This is a genomic window from Comamonas sp. lk, from assembly GCF_900564145.1.
Lineage (GTDB): Bacteria > Pseudomonadota > Gammaproteobacteria > Burkholderiales > Burkholderiaceae_C > Comamonas.
In genome coordinates, this window is record NZ_UOOB01000001.1 from 2,855,259 (window position 1) to 2,876,658 (window position 21,400).

General features: G+C 61.0%; 18 protein-coding genes. 12 read left to right on the forward strand and 6 right to left on the reverse strand.

What is annotated here, in order from left to right; genetic code table 11:
* Positions 1-110 precede the first annotated feature (110 nt).
* The 5 genes from dapC (at position 111) to prmB (ending at position 5,998) form a co-directional block, all read left to right on the forward strand.
* Positions 111-1,316: a succinyldiaminopimelate transaminase gene (gene dapC / locus EAO39_RS13030; RefSeq protein WP_120967996.1), complete on the forward strand. Its 1,206-nt coding sequence runs from the start codon at positions 111-113 to the stop codon at positions 1,314-1,316.
* Positions 1,317-1,456: 140 nt separating this feature from the next.
* Positions 1,457-2,290, forward strand: coding sequence for a 2,3,4,5-tetrahydropyridine-2,6-dicarboxylate N-succinyltransferase (dapD, locus tag EAO39_RS13035; protein WP_120971050.1), 834 nt, complete (start codon positions 1,457-1,459; stop codon positions 2,288-2,290).
* Between the two features lie 211 nt (positions 2,291-2,501).
* The gene (locus EAO39_RS13040; RefSeq protein WP_120967998.1) at positions 2,502-3,668 is read left to right on the forward strand and encodes a PilT/PilU family type 4a pilus ATPase; all 1,167 of its coding nucleotides are present in this window, start codon (positions 2,502-2,504) and stop codon (positions 3,666-3,668) included.
* A 137-nt stretch (positions 3,669-3,805) separates the two neighbouring features.
* Positions 3,806-5,002 carry a succinyl-diaminopimelate desuccinylase gene (gene dapE / locus EAO39_RS13045; protein ID WP_120968000.1) on the forward strand — a complete coding sequence of 399 codons (1,197 nt, stop codon included), beginning with the start codon at positions 3,806-3,808 and terminating at the stop codon, positions 5,000-5,002.
* 48 nt (positions 5,003-5,050) lie between these two features.
* Positions 5,051-5,998, forward strand: a complete 948-nt coding sequence (gene prmB, locus EAO39_RS13050) for a 50S ribosomal protein L3 N(5)-glutamine methyltransferase (RefSeq protein WP_120968002.1) — start codon at positions 5,051-5,053, stop codon at positions 5,996-5,998.
* Positions 5,999-6,162: 164 nt separating this feature from the next.
* Here prmB and EAO39_RS13055 read toward each other — a convergent pair whose 3' ends face one another.
* Positions 6,163-7,020, reverse strand: coding sequence for a ferritin-like domain-containing protein (locus EAO39_RS13055; protein WP_240466991.1), 858 nt, complete (start codon positions 7,018-7,020; stop codon positions 6,163-6,165).
* Between the two features lie 397 nt (positions 7,021-7,417).
* On the opposite strand from EAO39_RS13055, the gene EAO39_RS13060 reads away from it, so the two are divergent.
* The gene (locus EAO39_RS13060) at positions 7,418-9,466 is read left to right on the forward strand and encodes an ATP-binding cassette domain-containing protein (RefSeq protein ID WP_120968006.1); all 2,049 of its coding nucleotides are present in this window, start codon (positions 7,418-7,420) and stop codon (positions 9,464-9,466) included.
* Between the two features lie 764 nt (positions 9,467-10,230).
* Here EAO39_RS13060 and phbB read toward each other — a convergent pair.
* From phbB to EAO39_RS13075, 3 genes are all read right to left on the reverse strand, one after another.
* The gene (phbB, locus tag EAO39_RS13065; protein ID WP_120968008.1) at positions 10,231-10,968 is read right to left on the reverse strand and encodes an acetoacetyl-CoA reductase; all 738 of its coding nucleotides are present in this window, start codon (positions 10,966-10,968) and stop codon (positions 10,231-10,233) included.
* Positions 10,969-11,269: 301 nt separating this feature from the next.
* A complete protein-coding gene (locus EAO39_RS13070) occupies positions 11,270-12,451 on the reverse strand; it encodes an acetyl-CoA C-acetyltransferase (protein WP_120968010.1) in 1,182 nt (393 codons plus the stop codon).
* A gap of 148 nt (positions 12,452-12,599) precedes the next feature.
* Positions 12,600-14,507, reverse strand: coding sequence for an alpha/beta fold hydrolase (locus tag EAO39_RS13075; protein WP_120968012.1), 1,908 nt, complete (start codon positions 14,505-14,507; stop codon positions 12,600-12,602).
* Positions 14,508-14,695: 188 nt separating this feature from the next.
* Here EAO39_RS13075 and EAO39_RS13080 point away from each other — a divergent pair, with 188 nt between their 5' ends.
* Entirely contained in the window at positions 14,696-15,010 is a 315-nt protein-coding gene (locus tag EAO39_RS13080) for a hypothetical protein (RefSeq protein WP_120968014.1), read from the forward strand.
* Here the strand turns inward: EAO39_RS13080 and EAO39_RS13085 are convergent.
* Together EAO39_RS13085 and maiA are read right to left on the reverse strand one after the other, a co-directional pair.
* Complete coding sequence (locus EAO39_RS13085) at positions 14,921-15,841, reverse strand: laccase domain-containing protein (RefSeq protein WP_120968016.1); 921 nt, start codon at positions 15,839-15,841, stop codon at positions 14,921-14,923. The two genes, EAO39_RS13080 and EAO39_RS13085, sit on opposite strands and share 90 nt — an antisense overlap.
* Positions 15,838-16,503: a maleylacetoacetate isomerase gene (gene maiA / locus EAO39_RS13090; protein WP_120971052.1), complete on the reverse strand. Its 666-nt coding sequence runs from the start codon at positions 16,501-16,503 to the stop codon at positions 15,838-15,840. The genes EAO39_RS13085 and maiA overlap by 4 nt, the downstream gene beginning before the upstream one ends.
* Positions 16,504-16,650: 147 nt before the next feature.
* Between maiA and EAO39_RS13095 the strand changes: the two genes are divergently transcribed.
* From EAO39_RS13095 to nrfD, 5 genes are all read left to right on the forward strand, one after another.
* Positions 16,651-17,346, forward strand: coding sequence for a fumarylacetoacetate hydrolase family protein (locus EAO39_RS13095; protein ID WP_120968018.1), 696 nt, complete (start codon positions 16,651-16,653; stop codon positions 17,344-17,346).
* A gap of 136 nt (positions 17,347-17,482) precedes the next feature.
* Positions 17,483-18,046, forward strand: coding sequence for an NUDIX hydrolase (locus EAO39_RS13100; protein ID WP_120968020.1), 564 nt, complete (start codon positions 17,483-17,485; stop codon positions 18,044-18,046).
* A gap of 88 nt (positions 18,047-18,134) precedes the next feature.
* Positions 18,135-19,199, forward strand: a complete 1,065-nt coding sequence (locus tag EAO39_RS13105) for an MBL fold metallo-hydrolase (protein ID WP_120968022.1) — start codon at positions 18,135-18,137, stop codon at positions 19,197-19,199.
* A 247-nt stretch (positions 19,200-19,446) separates the two neighbouring features.
* Complete coding sequence (dsrO, locus tag EAO39_RS13110; protein ID WP_240466992.1) at positions 19,447-20,316, forward strand: sulfate reduction electron transfer complex DsrMKJOP subunit DsrO; 870 nt, start codon at positions 19,447-19,449, stop codon at positions 20,314-20,316.
* A 12-nt stretch (positions 20,317-20,328) separates the two neighbouring features.
* Positions 20,329-21,375: an NrfD/PsrC family molybdoenzyme membrane anchor subunit gene (nrfD, locus tag EAO39_RS13115; protein WP_120968024.1), complete on the forward strand. Its 1,047-nt coding sequence runs from the start codon at positions 20,329-20,331 to the stop codon at positions 21,373-21,375.
* Positions 21,376-21,400 lie beyond the last annotated feature (25 nt).

The window sequence follows — 21,400 nt, forward strand, 5'->3', positions numbered from 1 at the left end:
TTTCCAGGCCGCAAGCTTACGTAACAAATTGAAATATTTCGAGCGCGGATTACCCGCAATTTCGCGCTCCTCTCTCATGCTGAAATGGCATCAGCCCATAATAGACACCCATGAATCCCTTGCTCTCGCGCCTTCAGCCTTATCCATTCGAACGCCTTCGCCAACTGTTCGCCTCGGTTCAGCCGCCCGCAGACATTCGACCCATCAGCCTGGGCATTGGCGAGCCGCGCCACGCCACGCCGGCCTTCATTGAAAAAGCCCTGAGTGCCGACCTCAAGGGCCTGTCCGTCTACCCGGCCACCGCAGGTACGCCCGCTTTGCGCGAGGCCTGCGCCGCCTGGGCCAATCAGCGCTACGGCATTGCGCTGGATGCCGCCACCCAGGTGCTGCCCGTCAACGGCTCGCGCGAAGCCTTGTTCTCCTTTACCCAGGTGGTGGTGGACAGCAGCCAGGCCGGCGCCCGTGTCATCTGCCCCAACCCCTTCTATCAAATCTACGAAGGCGCAACCCTGCTGGCCGGGGCCACGCCCTATTACGCCGCCAGCGACGCCAGCCGCAACTTTGCGGTGAACTGGGATGCCGTGCCCGATGACGTGTGGCAGAACACGCAGATGATCTTTGTCTGCTCGCCCGGCAACCCCACGGGCGCAGTAATGCCGCTGAGCGAGTGGGAAAAGCTGTTTGCACTGTCGGACCGCTATGGTTTCGTCATCGTCAGCGACGAGTGCTACAGCGAGATCTATTTCGGCGACCAGCCTCCGCTGGGCGGCCTGGAAGCGGCGCTGAAGCTGGGCCGCAGCGATTTCAAGAACCTGGTGATGTTCACCAGCCTGTCCAAGCGCAGCAATGTGCCCGGTTTGCGCAGCGGCTTTGTGGCCGGTGATGCCAAGCTGCTCAAGGCCTTTCTGCTCTATCGAACCTACCACGGCGGCGCCATGAGCCCCGTGGTGCAGAGCGCCTCGGTGGCCGCCTGGGGCGATGAAGCCCATGTGGTGGAAAACCGCCGTCTGTACAAGGAAAAGTTCGAGCAAGTCACGCCCGTGCTGTCCAAGGTCATGGATGTGAAGCTGCCCGATGCCAGCTTTTATCTGTGGGCCGGCATTCCCGATAGCCTGGGCATGGATGACGCCGAATTTGCCAAACAGCTGTATGCTTGCACAGGTGTCACCGTTTTGCCCGGCAGCTATCTGGCACGCGAGGCCCAGGGCTTCAACCCCGGCGCCAAGCGCATACGCATGGCTCTGGTGGCTGAAACGGCAGAATGCCTGGAAGCCGCACAGCGCATTGCCGCCTTCATCGAAGCCCGCACGCGCTGATATTCAGGCGTTGATGCCCAGGTGCTAGCCCAGGCATTAGCACCGATGTGAGTAGCCTATAAAAACCAGCACGGTCTGCCGCCGCAGACCTTTGCACTTCACCGATTCACCTCAACTTTCGATCTTTGACCGAAAACATCATGACGCAACAACTGCAATCCATCATCGACACCGCCTGGGACAACCGTGCTTCCATCTCGCCTGCTGCCGCCTCCAAGGAAGTGGCCGATGCCGTGGAACACGTGATCGCCGAGCTGGACGCCGGTCGCATGCGCGTGGCCACCCGTGAAGGCGTGGGCCAGTGGACCGTGCACCAGTGGCTCAAGAAAGCCGTGCTGCTGTCCTTCCGCTTGAAGGACAACGCCCTGATCAATGGCGGCGCACTGAACTTCTTCGACAAGGTGCCCACCAAGTTCGAAGGCATGAGCGAAGCCCAGATCGCCGCCACCGGCGTGCGCGTCGTGCCTCCTGCCGTGGCCCGTCGCGGCTCCTTCATCGCCAAGGGCGCCATCCTGATGCCTTCCTATGTGAACATCGGCGCCTATGTGGATGAAGGCACCATGGTCGACACCTGGGCCACCGTGGGCTCCTGCGCTCAAGTGGGCAAGAACGTTCACCTGTCCGGCGGCGTGGGCCTGGGCGGCGTGCTTGAGCCCCTGCAAGCCAACCCCACCATCATTGAAGACAACTGCTTCATCGGCGCACGCTCCGAAGTGGTCGAAGGCGTGATCGTGGAAGAAAACTCCGTGCTGGGCATGGGCGTATACATCGGTCAGTCCACCCCTTTGTTCAACCGCGAAACCGGCGAAATCAGCTACGGCCGCGTGCCCAGCGGTTCGGTGGTCGTCAGCGGCAACATCCCCAAGCAGACCAAGGACGGCAAGGACTACAGCATGTATGCCGCCATCATCGTCAAGCGCGTGGATGCCCAGACCCGCTCCAAGACCAGCATCAACGATCTGCTGCGCGACTGATAGGCTGGCGTGAAGACGCCCGCCCCCCAAAGGGGTTTGAGCGCCTGACGCGACCCCGGCAAAGCCTGCCCGCATTTTTTGCGTGCAGGCTTTTTTGTTTGCACAGGATCAGCTGCCTGCGCCTTGCATGCCGGCACCCCGCCTGCAAGGCGCTAACATGCTCGCACCGAGAGGGTCTGGACAGCAGAACCCAGAACAAGATGAGGAATGTATGAGCACCATGGAAAAAATCCTGCGTCTGATGGCCGAGAAAAAAGCCTCCGACGTGTATTTGTCTGCCCGCGCCCCGGCGCTCATCAAGATCAATGGTGAATGCGTTCCCATCAACGCCCAGTTGCTGCCGCCCGAAGCCCCTTTGGCCCTGCTGGCCGAAGTCGCTTCGCCCGAAGCGATTGAGGAGCTCAAGGCCACGGGCGAGCTCAATACGGCCGTGCCCCTGTCCGGCGTGGGGCGCTTTCGTATCAGCGCCATGCGCCAGCGCGGCACCTATGCGGTGGTGGTCCGCTTTATCTCCCAGCGCGTACCCACCCGCGAATCCTTGAATCTTCCGCCCGTGCTCAGCGAGCTGATCATGGAAAAACGCGGTCTGGTCCTGCTGGTCGGAGCCACGGGTTCGGGCAAGAGTACCACCCTTGCCTCCATGATCGAGGAGCGCAATGAGAAAGTCACCGGCCACATTCTGACGGTGGAAGATCCCATCGAATACCAGTTTCGCAACAAGAAATCCATCGTCAATCAGCGCGAAGTCGGCACCGATACCGAGTCGCTGCACACGGCGCTCAAGAACGCGTTGCGTCAGGCACCCGATGTGATTTTGATCGGCGAAATCCGCGACCGCGAGACCATGTCGGCCGCCGTGAGCTATGCCCAGTCCGGCCATCTGTGCCTGGCCACGCTGCACGCCAACAACAGCTATCAGGCGCTCAACCGCATTCTGTCCTTCTACCCCGAAGAGATCCGCCCCACCATGCTGGGCGAACTCTCAGCCGCGCTCAAGGCCATCATCTCCCAGCGCCTGGTGCGCACCATCGATGGCCAGCGCATGCCGGCCGTGGAGGCCATGCTCAACACAAAGCTGATTTCCGACCTGATTCTTAGAGGCGACTTCGGCGGCGTCAAGGAAGCCATGGAAAAGTCCATGGCCGAAGGCTCGCAGACCTTCGAGCAGGCGCTGGCCAAGCTGGTGGTCGATGGACTGGTGACGCGCGAAGAAGCCCTGTCCTATGCCGACTCGCCCACCAATCTGATGTGGCGCATGGACAATGAGCTGTTCCAGGCCAAGAAGGACAAAGCCAACGAGGAGACCGATGTGCTGCTGCCCGGTGATGACGATATGCCATCGTTTACAGAAATCACTTTGGACATCAAACCGCTGTAATTAGGCCACAGCGCGCGCCCCACGCCACGCCCACAGGCGTCACAATACGAGCTGCTTACACCTCGTCAACTTGATTGGGGTCGGCCTGCAGCGCTTGCGACTGCCGTGTCGCCCCGGATTGCCCAGAACCCTCCCCCATGTCCCGTACTCTGCAACTGACCGAGCAGCTGATCAGCCTGCCTTCCGTCACCCCTGAAGATGCCGGCTGCCTTGAGCTGCTGGCCGACGCGCTGAACCCCATGGGCTTTGCCTGCGAGCGGCTGGACAGCGGCCCCCAGGATTTCCGCGTCTGCAATCTGTGGGCAAAACGCACGACCGCCAGCCCTGCATCTGCGTCAGAAGCTATCATTTCAGGATCAACAGCGGGCAAGCCCGTGCTGGTGTTTGCAGGACATACCGATGTGGTGCCGCCCGGCCCGCTCAAGGAATGGAGCAGCCCGCCGTTTGTGCCCATGCACCGCAACGGCCGCCTCTACGGCCGTGGTGCCAGCGATATGAAAACCTCCATCGCCGCCTTCGTGGTGGCGCTGGAAGAGTTCTTGCAAGCCACACCCGAGCCGTCCTTCGACATCGCTCTCTTGCTGACCAGCGATGAAGAAGGCCCTTCGATCGACGGCACCAAGGTCGTGGTCGAGATGCTGAAAAAGCGCAACGAGCGCCTGGACTGGTGCATTGTTGGCGAGCCCACCTCCGTCAAGCGCACCGGCGACATGATCAAGAACGGCCGCCGCGGCACCATGAGCGGCAAGCTCACCGTCAACGGCATTCAGGGCCATATCGCCTACCCGCAGCTGGCACGCAACCCCATTCACGAGGCCCTGCCTGCGCTGACCGAATTGGCCACCACCGTCTGGGACCGCGGCAACGACTTCTTCCCGCCCACCAGCTGGCAGATCAGCAACATCCACGGCGGCACGGGCGCGAGCAACGTCATCCCCGGCCATGTGGTGATCGACTTCAACTTCCGCTTTTCCACCGAATCCACGGCCGATTCGCTGCAAAAGCGCGTACACGAGGTGCTGGACCGCCACGGCCTGGAGTATTCACTGGTCTGGACCATTGGCGGCCAACCGTTTCTGACCGAGCCCGGCACCCTGGTGCAGGCCGTGCAGGCTGCCATCCAGGACGAGACCGGGCTGACCACCGAACTCTCGACCACCGGCGGCACCAGCGACGGACGTTTCATCGCCCAGATCTGCTCGCAGGTCATCGAGATGGGGCCGCCCAACGCCAGCATCCACAAGATTGATGAATACATTGCCGTGGCCGATATCGAGCCGCTCAAGAACATTTATCGCAAGACGCTGGAACAGTTGCACCAGATGCACCGGTAAATAGCGGGCCGCGCCCGCCTGCCATGCGGCATGAAACTAAAATGCCGCATGACCTCGACTCCCTCCCCCGCCATCCACGGTGACACCCTCGCCGAACTCGTCGCCAGCGGCGCCCAGGCCCTGACGGCCGCAGGCGTTGCCTTTGGCCACGGCACGGCAACTGCCGAAGACGAAGCGGCCTGGCTCGCCCTCTGGAAGCTGGGCCTGCCCCTGGACAGCGAACTCACGCCCGGCGCGCCGCAATCTCTGGCCGATCGGCCTGTAACCCAAGAAGAACAAGCGCTGGTTGCTGCACTTTTCGAAGAACGCATCCGCAGCCGCAAACCTGCGGCCTATCTCACGCGCGAAGCCTGGCTGCAAGGCGTGCCGTTTTATATCGACGAGCGCTCCATCGTGCCGCGCAGCTTTATTGCCGAGCTGCTGGCCGACGGCAGCGTTGACGGCTGGCTCTCGGACAAGACCACCCAGGTGCTGGATTTGTGCACCGGCAACGGCTCGCTGGCCTGCTTGGCCGCCATGGCCTGGCCCGAGGTGCAGGTCACCGGCGCCGATATCTCGCCCGATGCCCTGGCCGTAGCCCGCATCAATGTGGACAAGCACGCCCTGCAAGACCGCGTGCAGCTGGTGGAAAGCAACGGCCTGGCTGCCGTGCCCGGCCCCTGGGATCTGGTGCTGTGCAACCCCCCTTATGTGAACGCCGACAGCATGCGCAAGCTGCCCGCCGAATACCAGGCCGAGCCCGAACTGGCCCTGGCCGGCGGTGATGACGGCATGGACTTCATCCGCCAGCTCTTGCTGGATCTGCCGGCGCGCCTAAACAAGAACGCGGTGGTGATTCTGGAAATCGGCAATGAAAAGCCGTTCTTTGAAGCCGCCTTCCCCGATCTACCGGTCTTCTGGCTGGACACCAGCTCGGGCGACGAACAGGTGCTGTTGATCACCGAAGAAGCGCTGCGTCACTGGAGCCAGGGCAATACGGCAGCGCTAAGCCTTTAAGCAATCATCGCATCGGCTATCAAAAACAAAGCGGCTGGCGTTTGCTATTTCTTGGTTTTGGCATTATTCATACCCAGAACCTAGAAATAGCCAGCGCCAGCCGCTATGGTTTTTATTAATTACCGCCAAAATTAGTCACCGCCATTGCTTGCGGGCTGCACCGTTCAGGCAGACATCACCCGCGTTGCAAACTTGGCTATGGGCGCATGCAGCAGGCCTTCCACCTTGTGGGGCAGCAGCAGAGGCTTGAGCAACATGCGCACCGCCATATCGGCAGGCAGTCGGCTGCTGACCAGGCGGTAAATGCGCTGGGCCATCACTTCGAACTGCGCACTGGGCTGCGCAAAAAACGCACCGCCATATGCTCCGCCCACCCCTTGCCTATGCGCCCAGACATGGCGCAGCGCCACATCGGAGTCGCTCTCGCGCATCTCCTTGAGCCGCTGATAAAGAATGCGCGCAATCTGCAGCCGGCCCACGGGCTGGGTTTGCTGCAGCTGCTTGAAATACTGCAGAAAATGCTTGAAGTGGCTGACTTCGTCGTTGCGAATATGGCCTAGCAGCACCTTGAGCACCGGCTCCTCGGTCAGGCCGCCCAGCGTCTGGTAGTAGGCCGTGGTGCCCGTTTCCACCACACAGCGCGCCACCAGCTCCAGGCGCGCATCGGGGTAGAGCTCTTCCATGGTGCACAGCTGGGAATACTCGGCAAAAAAACCGTCATAGGCCTGCTGCCAGGGAAACAGCGGCCACACTGCCTCCACGTAAGCGCGCAAGGCATGGCCGTGCTGCAACTCCTCGGCTTCCCAGTGCCGCTTGAGCCAGGCACTGATTTCAGGGTGATCGCCGTAATGCTCGGCCAGATTGTTGGCATAGGTATCCGAGCCTGTCTCGACAAAAGACGCACTGAGCAGCATGAAAAACAGATCTTCGTTGTGCTCTATGGCGGCGCGGTCTATGCCGTTCAGCTCAATATCTTCCACCCGCCAGTGATGGCGGCTGGAGTCGGCAGGATCAGAGGACATCGGTGATTGGGAATGCATCTAGGAATGGTGTGAGACGCCCAATGCCATCTTCTGCACTCGGCTGAGCCAGGAGCAGACATTGTTCGCCTTGATAACTAAAAGGCGCTTCCATCTTGCTGACCTGCCCAGCGGCTCCGTGTCAGTCCAGACCGACATTACCATTGGCTGACATTTAGTCCAAGACTGCGGCACACGATCCGTCCATGCGAGGCATTCCAGGCCGCCTCCTCGCGATCAAGCACTCCAAACAATCAAATTTGATAGCTTACAGTGCAACCCTGAAAAGCACTTCAGGCATTTTTTATTCATTTTGTAAAAACACCTGCGCTTCCTGCCACAAAACAACAAGAACCCTGCAGAAACGGGCTCGTCCAATCGCTGGGATAATCTTGCCCCAATGATTACCCTCAAAAACGTCACCCTGCGCCGTGGCACCAAAGTCGTGCTCGACAGCGTCTCCGCCACCATCAACCCTGGCGAAAACGTCGGTCTTGTCGGCCGCAACGGTGCAGGCAAGTCCAGTCTGTTTGCCCTGCTCAGTCGCAAGCTGACTGAAGACGGCGGTGAATTTCACATCCCTTCGAGCTGGCGTATGGCCGAAGTGGCCCAGAACATGCCCGAGACCGACCAGGGCGCGACAGACTTCGTGCTCGAGGGCGATACGCGCCTGGCCGAGGTGCAGCGCCAGCTGGCAGAAGCCGAAGCGGCTGACGACGGCATGGCCATTGCCCAAGCCTATTCCGACCTGCACGACGCCGGGGCGCACGACTCCGAAGCCCGTGCCCAGGCGCTGATTCTGGGCCTGGGATTTCGCGCCAGCGAGCTCAACAACCCTGTCGACAGCTTCTCCGGCGGCTGGCGCATGCGCCTGCAGCTGGCACGCGCACTGATGTGCCCTTCCGACCTGCTGCTGCTGGACGAGCCCACCAACCACTTGGACTTGGATGCCCTGGTCTGGCTGGAAGCCTGGCTCAAGCGCTACGCAGGTACGATGATCGTCATCAGCCACGACCGCGAGTTTTTGGATGCCATCACCAACGTCACGCTGCAAATTCAAAGCGGCGAGTTGAACCGCTACGGCGGCAACTACAGCAAGTTTGAAGAGCTGCGCGCCCAGCAGCTCGAACTGCAAGCCGCTAGCTTCTCCAAACAACAAGAGAAGATGGCCCACCTGCAGAAGTTCATTGACCGCTTCAAGGCCAAGGCCAGCAAGGCCAAACAGGCCCAAAGCCGAGTCAAGCAGCTGGAACGCATGGAAAAGATCGGCCCGGTGCTGGCCGAGGCCGATTTCACCTTCGAGTTCAAAGAACCCGCCAATCTGCCCAACCCCATGCTGTCCATCAGCGATGCTTCGTTCGGCTATACGGACGAAGAAGGCAACGCCACCACCATCCTGCGCGGTGTCAACCGCTCGGTGCTGGCAGGTCAGCGCATTGGTATCCTGGGTGCCAACGGCCAAGGTAAATCGACCCTGGTCAAGACCATTGCTCGCGACATGAAGGCTCTGGGCGGCGACGTCACTGAAGGCAAGGGTCTGAACATCGGCTACTTTGCTCAGCAAGAGCTGGACGTGCTGCGCCCCGAGGACAATCCGCTGGAGCACATGATCCGCCTGGCCCGTGAAATGGGTGCCGATGCCAAGCAACCGAGCCGTGAGCAAGACCTGCGCAGCTACCTGGGCACGTTCAACTTCACGGGTGACATGGTTAAGCAGGCCGTGGGCACCATGAGCGGGGGCGAAAAAGCCCGTCTGGTGCTGTGCATGATTGTGTGGCAACGCCCCAACCTGCTGCTGCTGGACGAGCCTACCAACCACCTGGACTTGGCCACCCGCGAAGCGCTGGCCATGGCGCTCAACGACTTCGACGGCACCGTCATGCTGGTCTCCCACGATCGTTCGCTGCTGCGCTCGGTCTGCGAAGACTTCTGGATGGTTGGCCGCGGCGTGGTTGGCCCCTTCGACGGCGACCTGGACGACTACCAGCGCTACCTGCTGGAAGAATCCAAGCGCCTGCGCGAAGAAGCCAAGAACGCCGAACTCAACGCCGCCAAGGCAGCTGCTGCCAAGCCCGCTGCCGTGGCTCTTGCGCCAGCCGTTGCAGCGCCAGTGGTTGCTGCCAAAGCTGCGGCGGCCGCAGTTCCCGCTTCTGCCGTGGACCAAAAGGAACAGCGCCGTCTAGCCGCCTTGGCACGCCAGCAAATGGCCGACTCGCTGCGCCCCTTCCGCAAGGAAATCGAACAGATCGACAAAAAACTGCCGGCCCTGCAAGCCGAACGCAGCGCACTCGAAACCCGCATGGCCGAGCCCATGGCCGCTGCCGAGATCGCCGAAGCCGGCCGTCGCCTCAAGGCCTGCAACGATGAAATCGATCAGCTCGAAGAACGCTGGTTGGAGCTGAACGACCAAGTCGAGCAACTGAGCGGCATGGTAGGCAACGAAGCGTAAGCAGCACGCCTCACCGCCATAGCGGCCAGAGCCCTTGTTTCATGGGCGCTGGCCGCTATTGTTTTTTCTGCGCTTGCAGCGAGCTGACGCTGCCGGATCATCCCGCTTGCATTTTCTTGCGTTTTCCTTTCGCTCCAGCGTCAACGCCTGGACATAGCCGGGCGTTGAACACTCACAAAGGAGTGAGCTGTAATGACCCACACTGTTTTCGACACCGCAACCGCCCAGCAACTGGCCGCTGCCCTGTCACAGATGTCCTGGCCCTGGGACGAGCGTGACCGCAAGCGTGCACCAACCCGCTCCGCCTGATCCTCAAACCACTGGATAAAAGAACAGCAAAAATAATTTCAAAAAGCTGTCAACGAGCTGAAAAGCTCAAGCGTTGAACCTGCAAACAGGAGAGATTTCCCATGCAAACCACCCTCATCATGAACATCTGGCCCGACGACGAGCGCGATCGCAAACGCTGATCGCTGCGCTTGAATCAAGCGCAGACCAGATGCCCGGCAGCTTTTTCACAAACCTGCCCAACGTTGCAAGCCACTCTTCAAAGCAGATGTCTTGCAGCAGCCACCGGTGATGAACAAGGTGGCAACCGGAAATAGTCCAAACAAAAAGCCCGCTCAGCGGGCTTTTTCATGGGTCTGCAGGCTCCAGGGCCCGGATCACTTGGCAAGAAGCCGGTTGATTTTTTCCAGGCCTGAGCTTGCATTCCAAACAAAAAAGGAGTCCCGAAAGACTCCTTTTGTGATTGGCACTAAAGCTTAGTGCATGTGCAAGCCGCCGTTGACGGGGAAATCCGCACCAGTGGAGTAGCCGCCTTCTTCCGAAGCCAGCCAGGAAATGATGGAAGCAATCTCGCTGGGCTCGCCCAGGCGCTTGACCGGCACGCCGGCCACGATTTTTTCCAGCACATCAGGACGAATGGCCTTGACCATGTCGGTGCCGATATAGCCAGGGCTCACGGTGTTGACCGTCACGCCCTTGGTGGCCATTTCCTGAGCCAGCGCCATGGTGAACCCATGCATGCCGGCCTTGGCTGCCGAGTAGTTGGTTTGACCGGCCTGGCCCTTGGCGCCATTGACCGAGCTGATGTTGATCACACGGCCCCAGCCTTTTTCCACCATATCGCCCACCACCTGCTTGGTGACGTTGAACATAGAGTTGAGGTTGGTTTCGATGACGGAGTGCCAGTCCGCCGGTGTCATCTTGATGAACATGCGGTCAGCTGTGATGCCCGCATTGTTGACCAGCACATCAATCGCGCCGTGTTCTGCCTTGGTTTTGTTGAATGCTTCGACGGTGGAGTCCCAGTCCCCCACGTTACCGACCGAAGCATGGAAGGTATAACCCAGAGCTTTTTGCTCATCGAGCCACTTCTTGTAATCGCGCGACGGTCCGCAACCCGCGATCACTTTGAAGCCATCCTTATGTAAACGCTGGCAAATTGCGGTACCAATACCGCCCATGCCGCCCGTGACGTACGCTACTTTCTGGCCCATTCATCTCTCCTGTCAATCAATGGTTTTTCACGATCACACTATTGCCAATAAGCTTCTATAGATTTTGCTTATTGGCCAGAACGCCAAGCGCCTTGCATACGGCATAACCAGTATGCATGCCTTGCGAAGGGAAAACGCCCTCACCGGCCTTTGATTGTTTACAGGTCTTCCCTAGGGTCGAACACTGCAAACTGGCCGCCAGGAGCGAGTCCGGGACTGCACCGGTCTTCAGGAGCACCGGTACAGACCGCATTGGGACCAGCTTTATGGGCTGGTCTTCAAATGGGGAAAAGGGCTGCGATCAGCAGGCTTCGAGGGCCATGGCAACACCCATGCCGCCGCCGATGCACAGGCCTGCCAGGCCCTTTTTGGCACCGCTGCGCTGCATTTCGTGCAGCAGCGTCACCAGAATGCGGCAGCCGGAGGCGCCGATGGGGTGGCCGATGGCAATGGCGCCACCGTTGACATTGACCTTGGCGGTATCAATGCCCAGGTCCTGGTTGACGGCGCAAGCTTGTGCAGCAAAGGCCTCGTTGAGTTCGAACAGATCTACATCGGCCGCCGTCCATCCCGCACGCTCCAGCGCCTTGCGTGTGGCAAACACCGGACCCAGACCCATGACCTCGGGAGCCAGGCCGCTGGTAGCGTAGGAGACGATCTTGGCCAGAGGCTTCAGACCCAGAGCCTTGGCCTTGGAGGCGCTCATCACCACCACAGCGGCAGCACCATCGTTCAGACCCGAAGCATTGCCCGCCGTGACGGAGCCGGCCTTGTCAAATGCGGGGCGCAGGCCTGCCAGCGCTTCCGCATTGGTCTTGCGGTTGATGTATTCGTCGGCGGCAAACACCACGGGCTCGCCCTTGCGCTGAGGAATGCTCACCGGAACGATTTCGTCCTTGAACTTGCCGGCATCCTGAGCAGCCGTCGCCTTTTGCTGGCTGGCCAGTGCCAGTGCATCCTGCTGTTCACGGCTCACGCTTTTTTCCTTGGCCACGTTCTCGGCAGTAATGCCCATGTGGTACTGGTTGTAGACGTCCCACAGGCCGTCCACGATCATGGTGTCCACCATCTTCCAGTCGCCCATGCGCTGGCCGTCGCGGGAGTTGGGCACGGCATGGGGCGAAGCGCTCATGTTTTCCTGGCCGCCAGCCACCACGATCTCGCTGTCACCGGTAGCAACTGCCTGAGCTGCCAGCATCACGGCCTTCAGACCCGAGCCGCACACGGCGTTGATCGTCAGTGCGGGAGTTTCCTTGGAAACGCCGGCTGCCATCATGGCCTGACGGGCGGGATTTTGGCCGCTGGCAGCCGTGAGCACCTGGCCCATGATCACTTCACCGACCTGATCCTTACCCACCTTGGCACGTGCCAGCGCTTCGCTGATCACAATGGCGCCCAGCTGGGGTGCGGGCACCTTGGCCAGGGAACCGCCAAACTTGCCTACAGCGGTACGAACGGCCGAAACGATAACGATGTCTTCCATGATGACGAACCTTTCTAGGTCTCTCTCGATTGATGCATGAATAAAGGCCGGCGCATATTCACCATACGCCTGGCCACAGGCGCATTACGGCACACTGCTGCACCGCAATATCAAAGCGATTGTGCCTCAGGCCTTAGCCAGACCCAACTCAGGCCTTGACCAGAACATAGCGTCCGGGCGCGGCTTCGATAGCGGGATATTCCTGGCCTTTGCCATAGCTGGCGGGCGCAGCCACCTGCTTGCCGGCATGCGACGCAAGCCACTCGCTCCAGTCCGTCCACCAACTGCCGGGATACTCGGTAGCACCTGCGGTCCAGTCGGTAAAGCTAGCAGGAAACATGCCATCTTCACGCAGCCAGTGGCTGCGCTTTTTCTTGGCCGGAGGATTGATCACGCCAGCGATGTGACCCGAGGCGCCCATCACAAAGCGCAGCTCGCCGCCCAGGACCTTGGTGGAGGCATAAGCCGCATCAATGGGCACGATATGGTCGTCGCGCGAGCCATAGAGATAGGTGGGCACGGTCACGCGGCTCATGTCTATGGTTTCGCCACAGACGGTGAGTGCACCAGGCTTGATCAGGCTGTTTTCCAGGTACAGATTGCGCAGATACCAGGCATAGAACGGACCGGGCAAATTGGTCGAATCGCTGTTCCAGTACAGCAGATCGAACGGCGGCGGTGTCTCGCCCTTGAGGTAGTTGCCCACCACATAGTTCCACACCAGATCGTTGGGGCGCAGAAAGCTGAAGGTGGAGGCCATGTCCTGGCCCTTCATCAATCCGCCCTTGCCCATTTGCATCTCACGAAAACGCACCATGTTTTCGTCGATGAAGATGTCCAGAATGCCGGTATCGCTGAAATTGAGCAAGGTGGTCAGCAGCGTCATGCTGGCCACAGGGAAAGGCTTGGCGGCCGTCTTGCTGCTGGACTTGGCTGCCGTTTTGGCCGCTGCCGAGCGGCTGCGCGCCGTGGTCTTGGCAGGCTCCGCCGGCACATCACCACTCTCTCTGGCATGGCGGGCCGTGAGCACGGCCATGGCGGTGGACAGCATGGTGCCGCCAACGCAAAAGCCCAGCACATTGATCTGAGGCGCATCGCAAATGTCTTGCGTCACGCTGATGGCCTTGATGACGCCGTCTTCGATGTAGTTGTCCCAGGTCTGGTGGGCCTGGCTTTCATCGGGGTTGCGCCAGCTGACGACAAAAGTGCGATGCCCTTGGGCAACCGCATGGCGAATCACCGAGTTGTCGGGCTGCAGGTCCAGGATGTAGAACTTGTTGATGCAAGGCGGCACCATCAGAAACGGCTTTTCGTGCACCTTGGCTGTCAGCGGCTTGTATTCGATGAGCTGGAACAGCTCGTTTTCGAACACCACCGCGCCTTCGGTGGTCGCCACGTTCTTGCCCACGGTGAACAGGCTCTCGTCCGTCATGGAGACATGGCCCTGGCGCATATCTGCCAGCAGGTTGGAGATGCCCTGGGCCAGACTGCCGCCCTTGGTCTCCACCACTTTCTTCAGAGCATCGGCATTGAAAGCCAGAAAATTGCTGGGGGCCATGGCTGCCACCCACTGCTCCACCGCAAAGCGTACGCGGTTGCGGGTCTTGTCATCGCCTTCCACTGCATCGGCCAGGCCGGTCAGCATGCGGCTGTTGAGCAAATAGGCTGCAGCTGCTGCACCCGCCACCGGGTTTTGCGACCAGTCTGCTGTATTGAAGCGCTTGTCCTTGGCCAGCCAACTCTGGGTCTGGTCCTTGTCGGACAATGCCTGCGCATCGTGCAGATAGGCTTGCTGCAGGTTTTGTAGCTTTTGTGCGTCGAATTGAACTGCAGGCTGAGCGCCGTGGGTGGCTGTCGCCTGTCCCATCGCCGATTGCAGTGCCTGGGTGATGGCAGCCCAGGGATTGGCAGATTCCGGTGTGCCCGGCATCACATTCAAAGCGCTGGGAACTTGCTGCCCCATTTGCTGCATGCTCTGCAGGCCGCGCGTCCATTGTTCGCTCCAGAATGCCTGCACTGACTGGCCGGTCTGGCCCCATAGTGGGTCAAAATTCATGCTTACATCCTAATCAAGGCACTCTCCCACGCAGGAATCATGCGGAATCTGCAATTCGGCTAACACTGGCCCACATTATCACCAGCTATTTGTCGTTTTAGACAAACTATGACGACAAAATAACTTAAACCTTATTTTTTATTGTTCAACAATCGACGCTTTAATGCATCGACTTACTGTTTTATTGTATGTACCTTGTTGCTATAGCCTGGATTTATGTCGTTGTCATGATGGCTGTGGCCGAGGCCGCCAGCCCCAACGGCAGCTTGCTTGGCGCCTTTTTCACGTTGCTGCTTTATGGACTGTTGCCTCTGTCCATCGTGCTCTACATCCTGGGCACTCCAGGCCGCAAGCGCCGCCTGCGTGCGCAGTTCGAGCGCGAGCGGGCACAGGAAGGGCAGGCCGTGAATGCCTCAGAAGCCCTCCTCACGCCAGATGCAGGCAGCCAGCCGCCCGCTGCTGCCGAGCCGGAGCGCATCGCGCCGGTGCGAGAAAAACCGTGATGCATTGCTGACCGTGCACCAGGGCGCACTGCCGTCATTACCGTAAATCGCCTTAATACCCAAAGCCTTAAGGCGCTGGCGCGCCAGTAACGGCAGATTTGCCAGGTATTTACCCTTGCGCCCCACCAGCGCAACAAAATATTCAGCAGCCTGCGCATCTTGCTGAATAAACACCTGTCTTACGTCCTCGCTCACTTCAAATGCCGTAGGGCCTATACAAGGACCAAGCCAGGCCAGCGTCTGGCTTGCAATATGCGCGGCATTCTCTTTTTTAATAGCGGATTGCGTATTACCGGCAAGGGGTTGAGCATTAAATTGCTCACAGAATGAAGTAAATAACGACTCCAGCACCCCCTGCGCCAACGGGCCCTGCTCTGCGCTGCGCCCCGGCGGCATGCCGGCCAGGCCGCGCCAGCCCGCGTGCGCCGCCCCAACCACGGTTCCGTCCGCATGGGCCAGCAACACCGGCAGGCAGTCGGCCACCATGATGGTGCAGACCACCGCGGCATCGCGCGTCACGCAGGCATCGAAGGCTGAGCCATTGGCATGGCCCACATTGGCTTGGTCCAGCGCCAGCACGTCCACCCCATGGACCTGCTGCAAAAAAGCCGAGCAGGCACCGGGCGTGGCCGTCTGCAGACTGCGCTGCAAGATGGCACGGTTTTGCTGCACATGCGCGGGCAGGTCGCCCACATGATCGCCCAGGTTCATGCTGCCCCAGGGGGCCTGGCTGACGCCGCCCTCGCGCGCGGTGCACACGGCATGCACGCCCGGTGGTGCGGGCCAGTCAGGAACCAGCCAGGAGGCAGGCCATACAGGGTGAGCCATCATTCGGCATCCGGGCAGGCAGAGGGGTGAGCCGCCGCAAACGCGGGCAAGGCATTGCAGCGCTCCACCACCGCCATCAGGCGTGGCAGACCATCGAGATCCACATTGAAGCGCTGGGCATTGAAGATCTGCGGAATCAGGCAGCACTCGGCCAGCGTGGGCGTATCGCCCCAGCAGTAAAGCGACTCGGGCAGGCCGTCGGCCTTGCGCTCGGCATCGAGCAGCGCCAGCTGACGCTCGAACGCTTCCAGACCCGAACGCACCCAGTGGGCATACCAGGCGGTCTTGGCTTCGTCCGAAACCGCCAGATCCTTGACCAGATACTTGAGCACGCGCAGATTGTTGAGCGGGTGAATCTCGCAGGCCACCATTTGCGCCAGCGCCCGCACATGGGCCCGCCCCAGCGCATCGCTGGGCAGCAATGGTGTTTGGGCATGGGTCTCATCCAGATATTCGATGATGGCCATGGACTGGGTCAGCCAGTGGCCGTCATCGGTGATCAGCGACGGCACCAGCGCATCTCCCACATGGCTGGCATAGGCGGGCTGCTTTTGCTCTCCGCGCACCAGGTGCACGGGCAGGGATTCATAGGGCAAGCCCTTGAGCAGCAGCGCAATGCGCACGCGATAGGAGGCAGAGGATCGGAAATAGGTATGCAGCTTCATGGTGTGACCAGCATAGCGTGCGCGCGGCATACCTATGCGTAGAAACCACCGCGCAACAGCCCATTCGCAGCCCTGCGCCATGGCACACTGCTTGGCGCATCAACCCATGCCGCAGCCAGCGGCGCACCCGTCTTTGCCGAGGTTTTCATGAGCTATGTGTTCAATCCCCCCGCTGTTGCCAGCCTGCCCGTCGTGGGCCGCGGCGAGCGCTTCCCGATTCACCGCATCTACTGCGTAGGCCGCAACTACGAGGATCACGCCAAGGAAATGGGCTTTACCGGCCGCGAGCCGCCGTTCTTCTTTCTCAAGCCCGCCGATGCCACCCTGGTGGTGGATGCAGGCAGCACCGCCCGCATGGACTACCCCACGCTGACGCAGAACCTGCACCACGAGATCGAACTCGTGGTCGCCATCGGCAAGGGCGGCAAGAACATCAAGGCCGCTGACGCGCTGCAACACATCTACGGCTATGCCGTGGGCCTGGACATGACGCGCCGCGACCTGCAAAACGAGATGAAGAAGCAAGGTCGCCCCTGGTGCATTGGCAAGGGCTTCGAGCAATCGGCCCCCATCGGCCCCATCACCCCCGCAGCCGAAGCCGGCGACATCGCCGCCGCTGAAATCGCTCTGCAGGTCAACGGCGCCGACCGCCAGCGCAGCCACATCGGCAAGCTGATCTGGAACATTGCCGAGACCATCGAGCACCTGTCTGCTGCCTGGGAACTGCAGCCCGGCGACCTGATCATGACCGGCACACCCGAAGGCGTGGCCGCCGTGGTCAGCGGCGACGTGCTGGAAGGCAGCGTCACCGGCCTGACCCCCATCAAGGTGCAGATCGCCTAAAAACGCCTGAAAACCAGGCACCCCAGCATTGGGCTGACAGGGAGTGGATTCCTTCACCAGGAGTCAACTCCCTTTTTCATAGCTTGTTGCGCTTGTACTACCTGCAACTGCAGCCCGATTTGCTTATAGTGGCGGGATGATTTTCCGCAGCCCGATCAAGTTCTGCCGCAACTGTGGCACCGCCGTCACCTATCGCCTCCCCGACGACGGCGACACGCGAGAGCGCGCTGTCTGCCCTCACTGCAATACCGTCCATTACGAAAATCCCCTCAACGTCGTGGGCACCGTGCCCGTGATGGACGACGGCCGCGTGCTGTTGTGCAAACGCAATATCGAGCCGCGCAAAGGCAAGTGGACGCTGCCTGCGGGCTTTATGGAACTGGCCGAAACCACGGCAATGGGCGCGCGCCGCGAAACCGACGAGGAAGCCGGGGCCGATATCGAGATGGGCCGCTTGTTCTCCCTCATCAACGTGCCCCAGGTCGGCCAGGTGCACTTTTTTTATCTGGCCTATCTGCGCGCCGAAAAATGCTATCCCGGCCCCGAGACCATGGAGGCCCAGCTGTTTGCCGAAGCCGATATTCCCTGGGACGAAATCGCTTTTCGCACCGTCAAGGTCACGCTGGAGCGCTATTTCGAAGACCGCAAGGCCGGCGTGCTCAACCGCGGACATATCCATTGCGTGGATCTCAATGTGTGATTCAGGGTTGGATCTAACGGCCTGATCTGACGAAGCGGTGCGGGCCGCCGCTGCAAACTGTGTAGCTCCCTCCGCTCTTGCGATCGCCGTGACCACATCCCCAACACCCGCCATCGCCGCAGGCGACTACAGCGCCTCGCCCCAGTTTGCCCAGGGTCGCTTTCACAATCTGCAGCCCCGCCCGGCCGATTCGCCAAAGATCGGTGCGCGGCTGTATTGGGATTTCTTCTTCAACAAGCCCGCCAACTCCGAGCCTGCACAGGCTTTGCCCGTGCTGCCGCTCAACCGCTTGTTGCTGCTGCAAGCCCCCGAGCGCAGCCTGTACCGCTTAGGCCATTCCACCTTGCTGATGAAGCTGCGCGGCGGCTGGTGGCTGACGGACCCGGTATTTGCCCAGCGCGCGTCGCCGCTGTCCTTCATGGGCCCCAAGCGCTTTCATGCACCGCCCATCGCACTGGCCGACCTGCCCAGGATTCGCGGCGTCATCCTCTCGCACGACCATTACGACCATCTGGACCGGGACGCCGTTTTGGCACTTGCGCCCCAGGTCGAGGTCTTTTTATGCACGCTGGGCGTGGGCGACAGACTGCTGAGCTGGGGCATTCCCGCAGCCAAGATCCAGCAGTACGACTGGTGGCAGGGCACGCAGATCGACGGCCTGCGCTTCACGGCCACGCCTGCCCAGCATTTTTCGGGCCGCAGCCTCAAGGACGGTAACCGCACGCTCTGGGCCTCGTGGGTGATTGAAGACCTGAGCAGCGCGCGCGGGCTGCGTGTTTTCTTCAGCGGCGACAGCGGCTACTTTGACGGCTTTGCCGAAATCGGCCGCCGCTTTGGCCCCTTCGATCTCACGCTGATGGAAACCGGCGCCTACAACGAGCACTGGCCTTATGTGCACATGCTGCCCGAGCAAACCGTGCAAGCCCATATCGACCTGCAAGGCCGCTGGTTGCTGCCCATACACAACGGTACCTTCAATCTGTCCATGCATGCCTGGTGGGACCCGTTCGAGCGCGTGCATGCCCTGGCCAAAAAACAGAAGCTGCAGCTGACCACGCCCATGATGGGGGAGCGCATCGACCTGGATGCACCCCACCCCGGCTCCCTGTGGTGGCGCGACTGCGCCGATGTGCGCCAGGCAATCCAGCGCTAAAGCGTCCTAGCCCCAGCAACAAGCCCAGCCGCACTGAACGCGGTCTGGGCTTTTTTGCATGGGCGCTTCGGCCAACGCCCGCAATATGCGCATTCCTAGGGATAACCAGCAGGCTGGTTGATACATATCAAGCACCACATTGGTGCAGCTCAATATAGTCAAAAGCACATGAAAAGCTTTTATTTAAAACTTTTTCATGCATAAAAATAGCCGACCCCGGCTGTGCTCGACGATGAAAGCAAGAGCCATGCAGCTTCCCCAAACTCCATCCTCCAATCGCAATCACAACTGCGACTGCAGCGGCCAAAGCGGTAACGACTGCAATCGCGCTTCAAGAGCCGAGGCAGGCGCCCTGCCCCAAGGCGCGCCCTCCTCGGCCAAGCGAGGCTTTCTGCAGGATCTGATTGCCGTGGCCGCCAGCTTTGGCCTGGCGGGTGCGGCCAAAGCCGTCACGCCTGGCAGCGCCAGCTTTCAGCCCCCACGCCGCCCCGGCATGGAAGGCAAGCGCTTTGGCATGCTGGTCGATATGCGCAAATGCATTGGCTGCCAGGCCTGCACGGTGAGCTGCTCGGTAGAGAACCAGCCGCCCATAGGCCAGTTTCGCACCACGGTGCTGCAGTACGAGATCGACCAAGCCGGCAGCAGCGCACCGGCCATGGTCAGCCTGCCGCGCCTGTGCAACCACTGCGACGAGCCACCCTGCGTGCCGGTCTGCCCGGTGCAGGCCACGTTTCAGCGCAGCGACGGCATTGTGCTGGTGGACAACGAGCGCTGCGTGGGCTGCGGCTACTGCGTGCAAGCCTGCCCTTATGACGCGCGCTTTATCAACCATGAGACGCAGACGGCCGACAAATGCACCTTCTGCGAGCACCGGCTTGAAGCCGGGCTGCTGCCCGCCTGTGTGGAGAGCTGCGTGGGCGGAGCACGGGTGATTGGCGATCTGAATGACGCGCACAGCGAGATCAACCAAAGGATCAGCGCGCACAAGGACGAGATCAAGGTGCTCAAGCCCGGCATGAAAACCAAGCCCCATGTGTTCTATATCGGCCTGCCCGATGAATTCGTCAATGGCGTCGATGGTCAGGCGACCGTCCGCCTGGTGGCAGAGCATCTTTAAAGGAGTCCCAGCATGCAAATCATCGAACTCCTGACCCCTGCCTACGAAGCCGCCTGGCTGCCCTGGGCCGTGCAGTATTTCTTTCTGGTCGGCATTGCCACCGGCGCGGCGCTGTTGACCTCGGCCTGCATCTTTGGCCCCGGGCACGGAGCACAAGCCGGTCTGCGCCAGCGCCTGCTGCCCACGGCCGTGCTGTTGCTGGCCGTGAGCGCGGCCTCTGCGCCCGTGGCCCTGCTGGCCGACCTGCACCAGCCCGCACGCTTTTGGCACTTTTACGCCCATCTCACGCCTTGGTCGTGGATGAGCCTGGGCGCGGTGCTGATGCCGGTGTTCGTGCTGCTCAGCCTGCTGATGTGTGCGCTGTGGTGGCTGGGCCAGGCCCGCTGGATGCGCTGGCTGGCGCCGCTGCTGATCGTCTCCACACTCAGCATCGTGGTCTACACCGGAGCGGAAATCATGGCCGTGCGTTCGCGCCCGCTATGGAACACGCTGTGGGTGCCCATCAACCTGGCGCTCAGCGGCTGGCTGGCCACGGTAGGCATGGGCTTTGTGCTGTATCGCTTTCTGCCCCGGCCCTTGCAACCCGATGCCCAGGCGCTGCAAGCCCTGCGCAATCTGGGCCTGTGGCTGGCCACCGGCCTGGTGATTTCCGCGCTGACCTGGGCTCTGGCTGGCATCGCCGGCAACAGCCCCTCGTTCGACATGGCCGTGCGCCTGTTCCGGGAATTTCCCGTCTGGCGTCTCTCCATGCTGGGCTCGGCGCTGTTTGGCGCCGCCGTGGTCGGGGCCCTGCTACGCGGCGAGCGTCGTCTGCACGCCAAGGGCTACACCCTGGTGCTGGGTGCAGGTCTTGCCGCATCGGCCTGGGCCTTCCGCTGGGCCTTGTTTATGGGCGTGCAAGGCGTGCCCAAGTTTGGCGCGGGGCTGTATCTGTACAGCATGCCCCTGGGCGGCGACGGCCTGCTGGGCATGCTGGGCGTGGCCGGTCTGTGCGTGGCCCTGGTGGCCCTGGCGACCTGGGCGCTGGAGCTTTTCCCCCAACGCCAGGCCACCGTCTGAAGCATTTTTTCAAGCCAAATCGGCC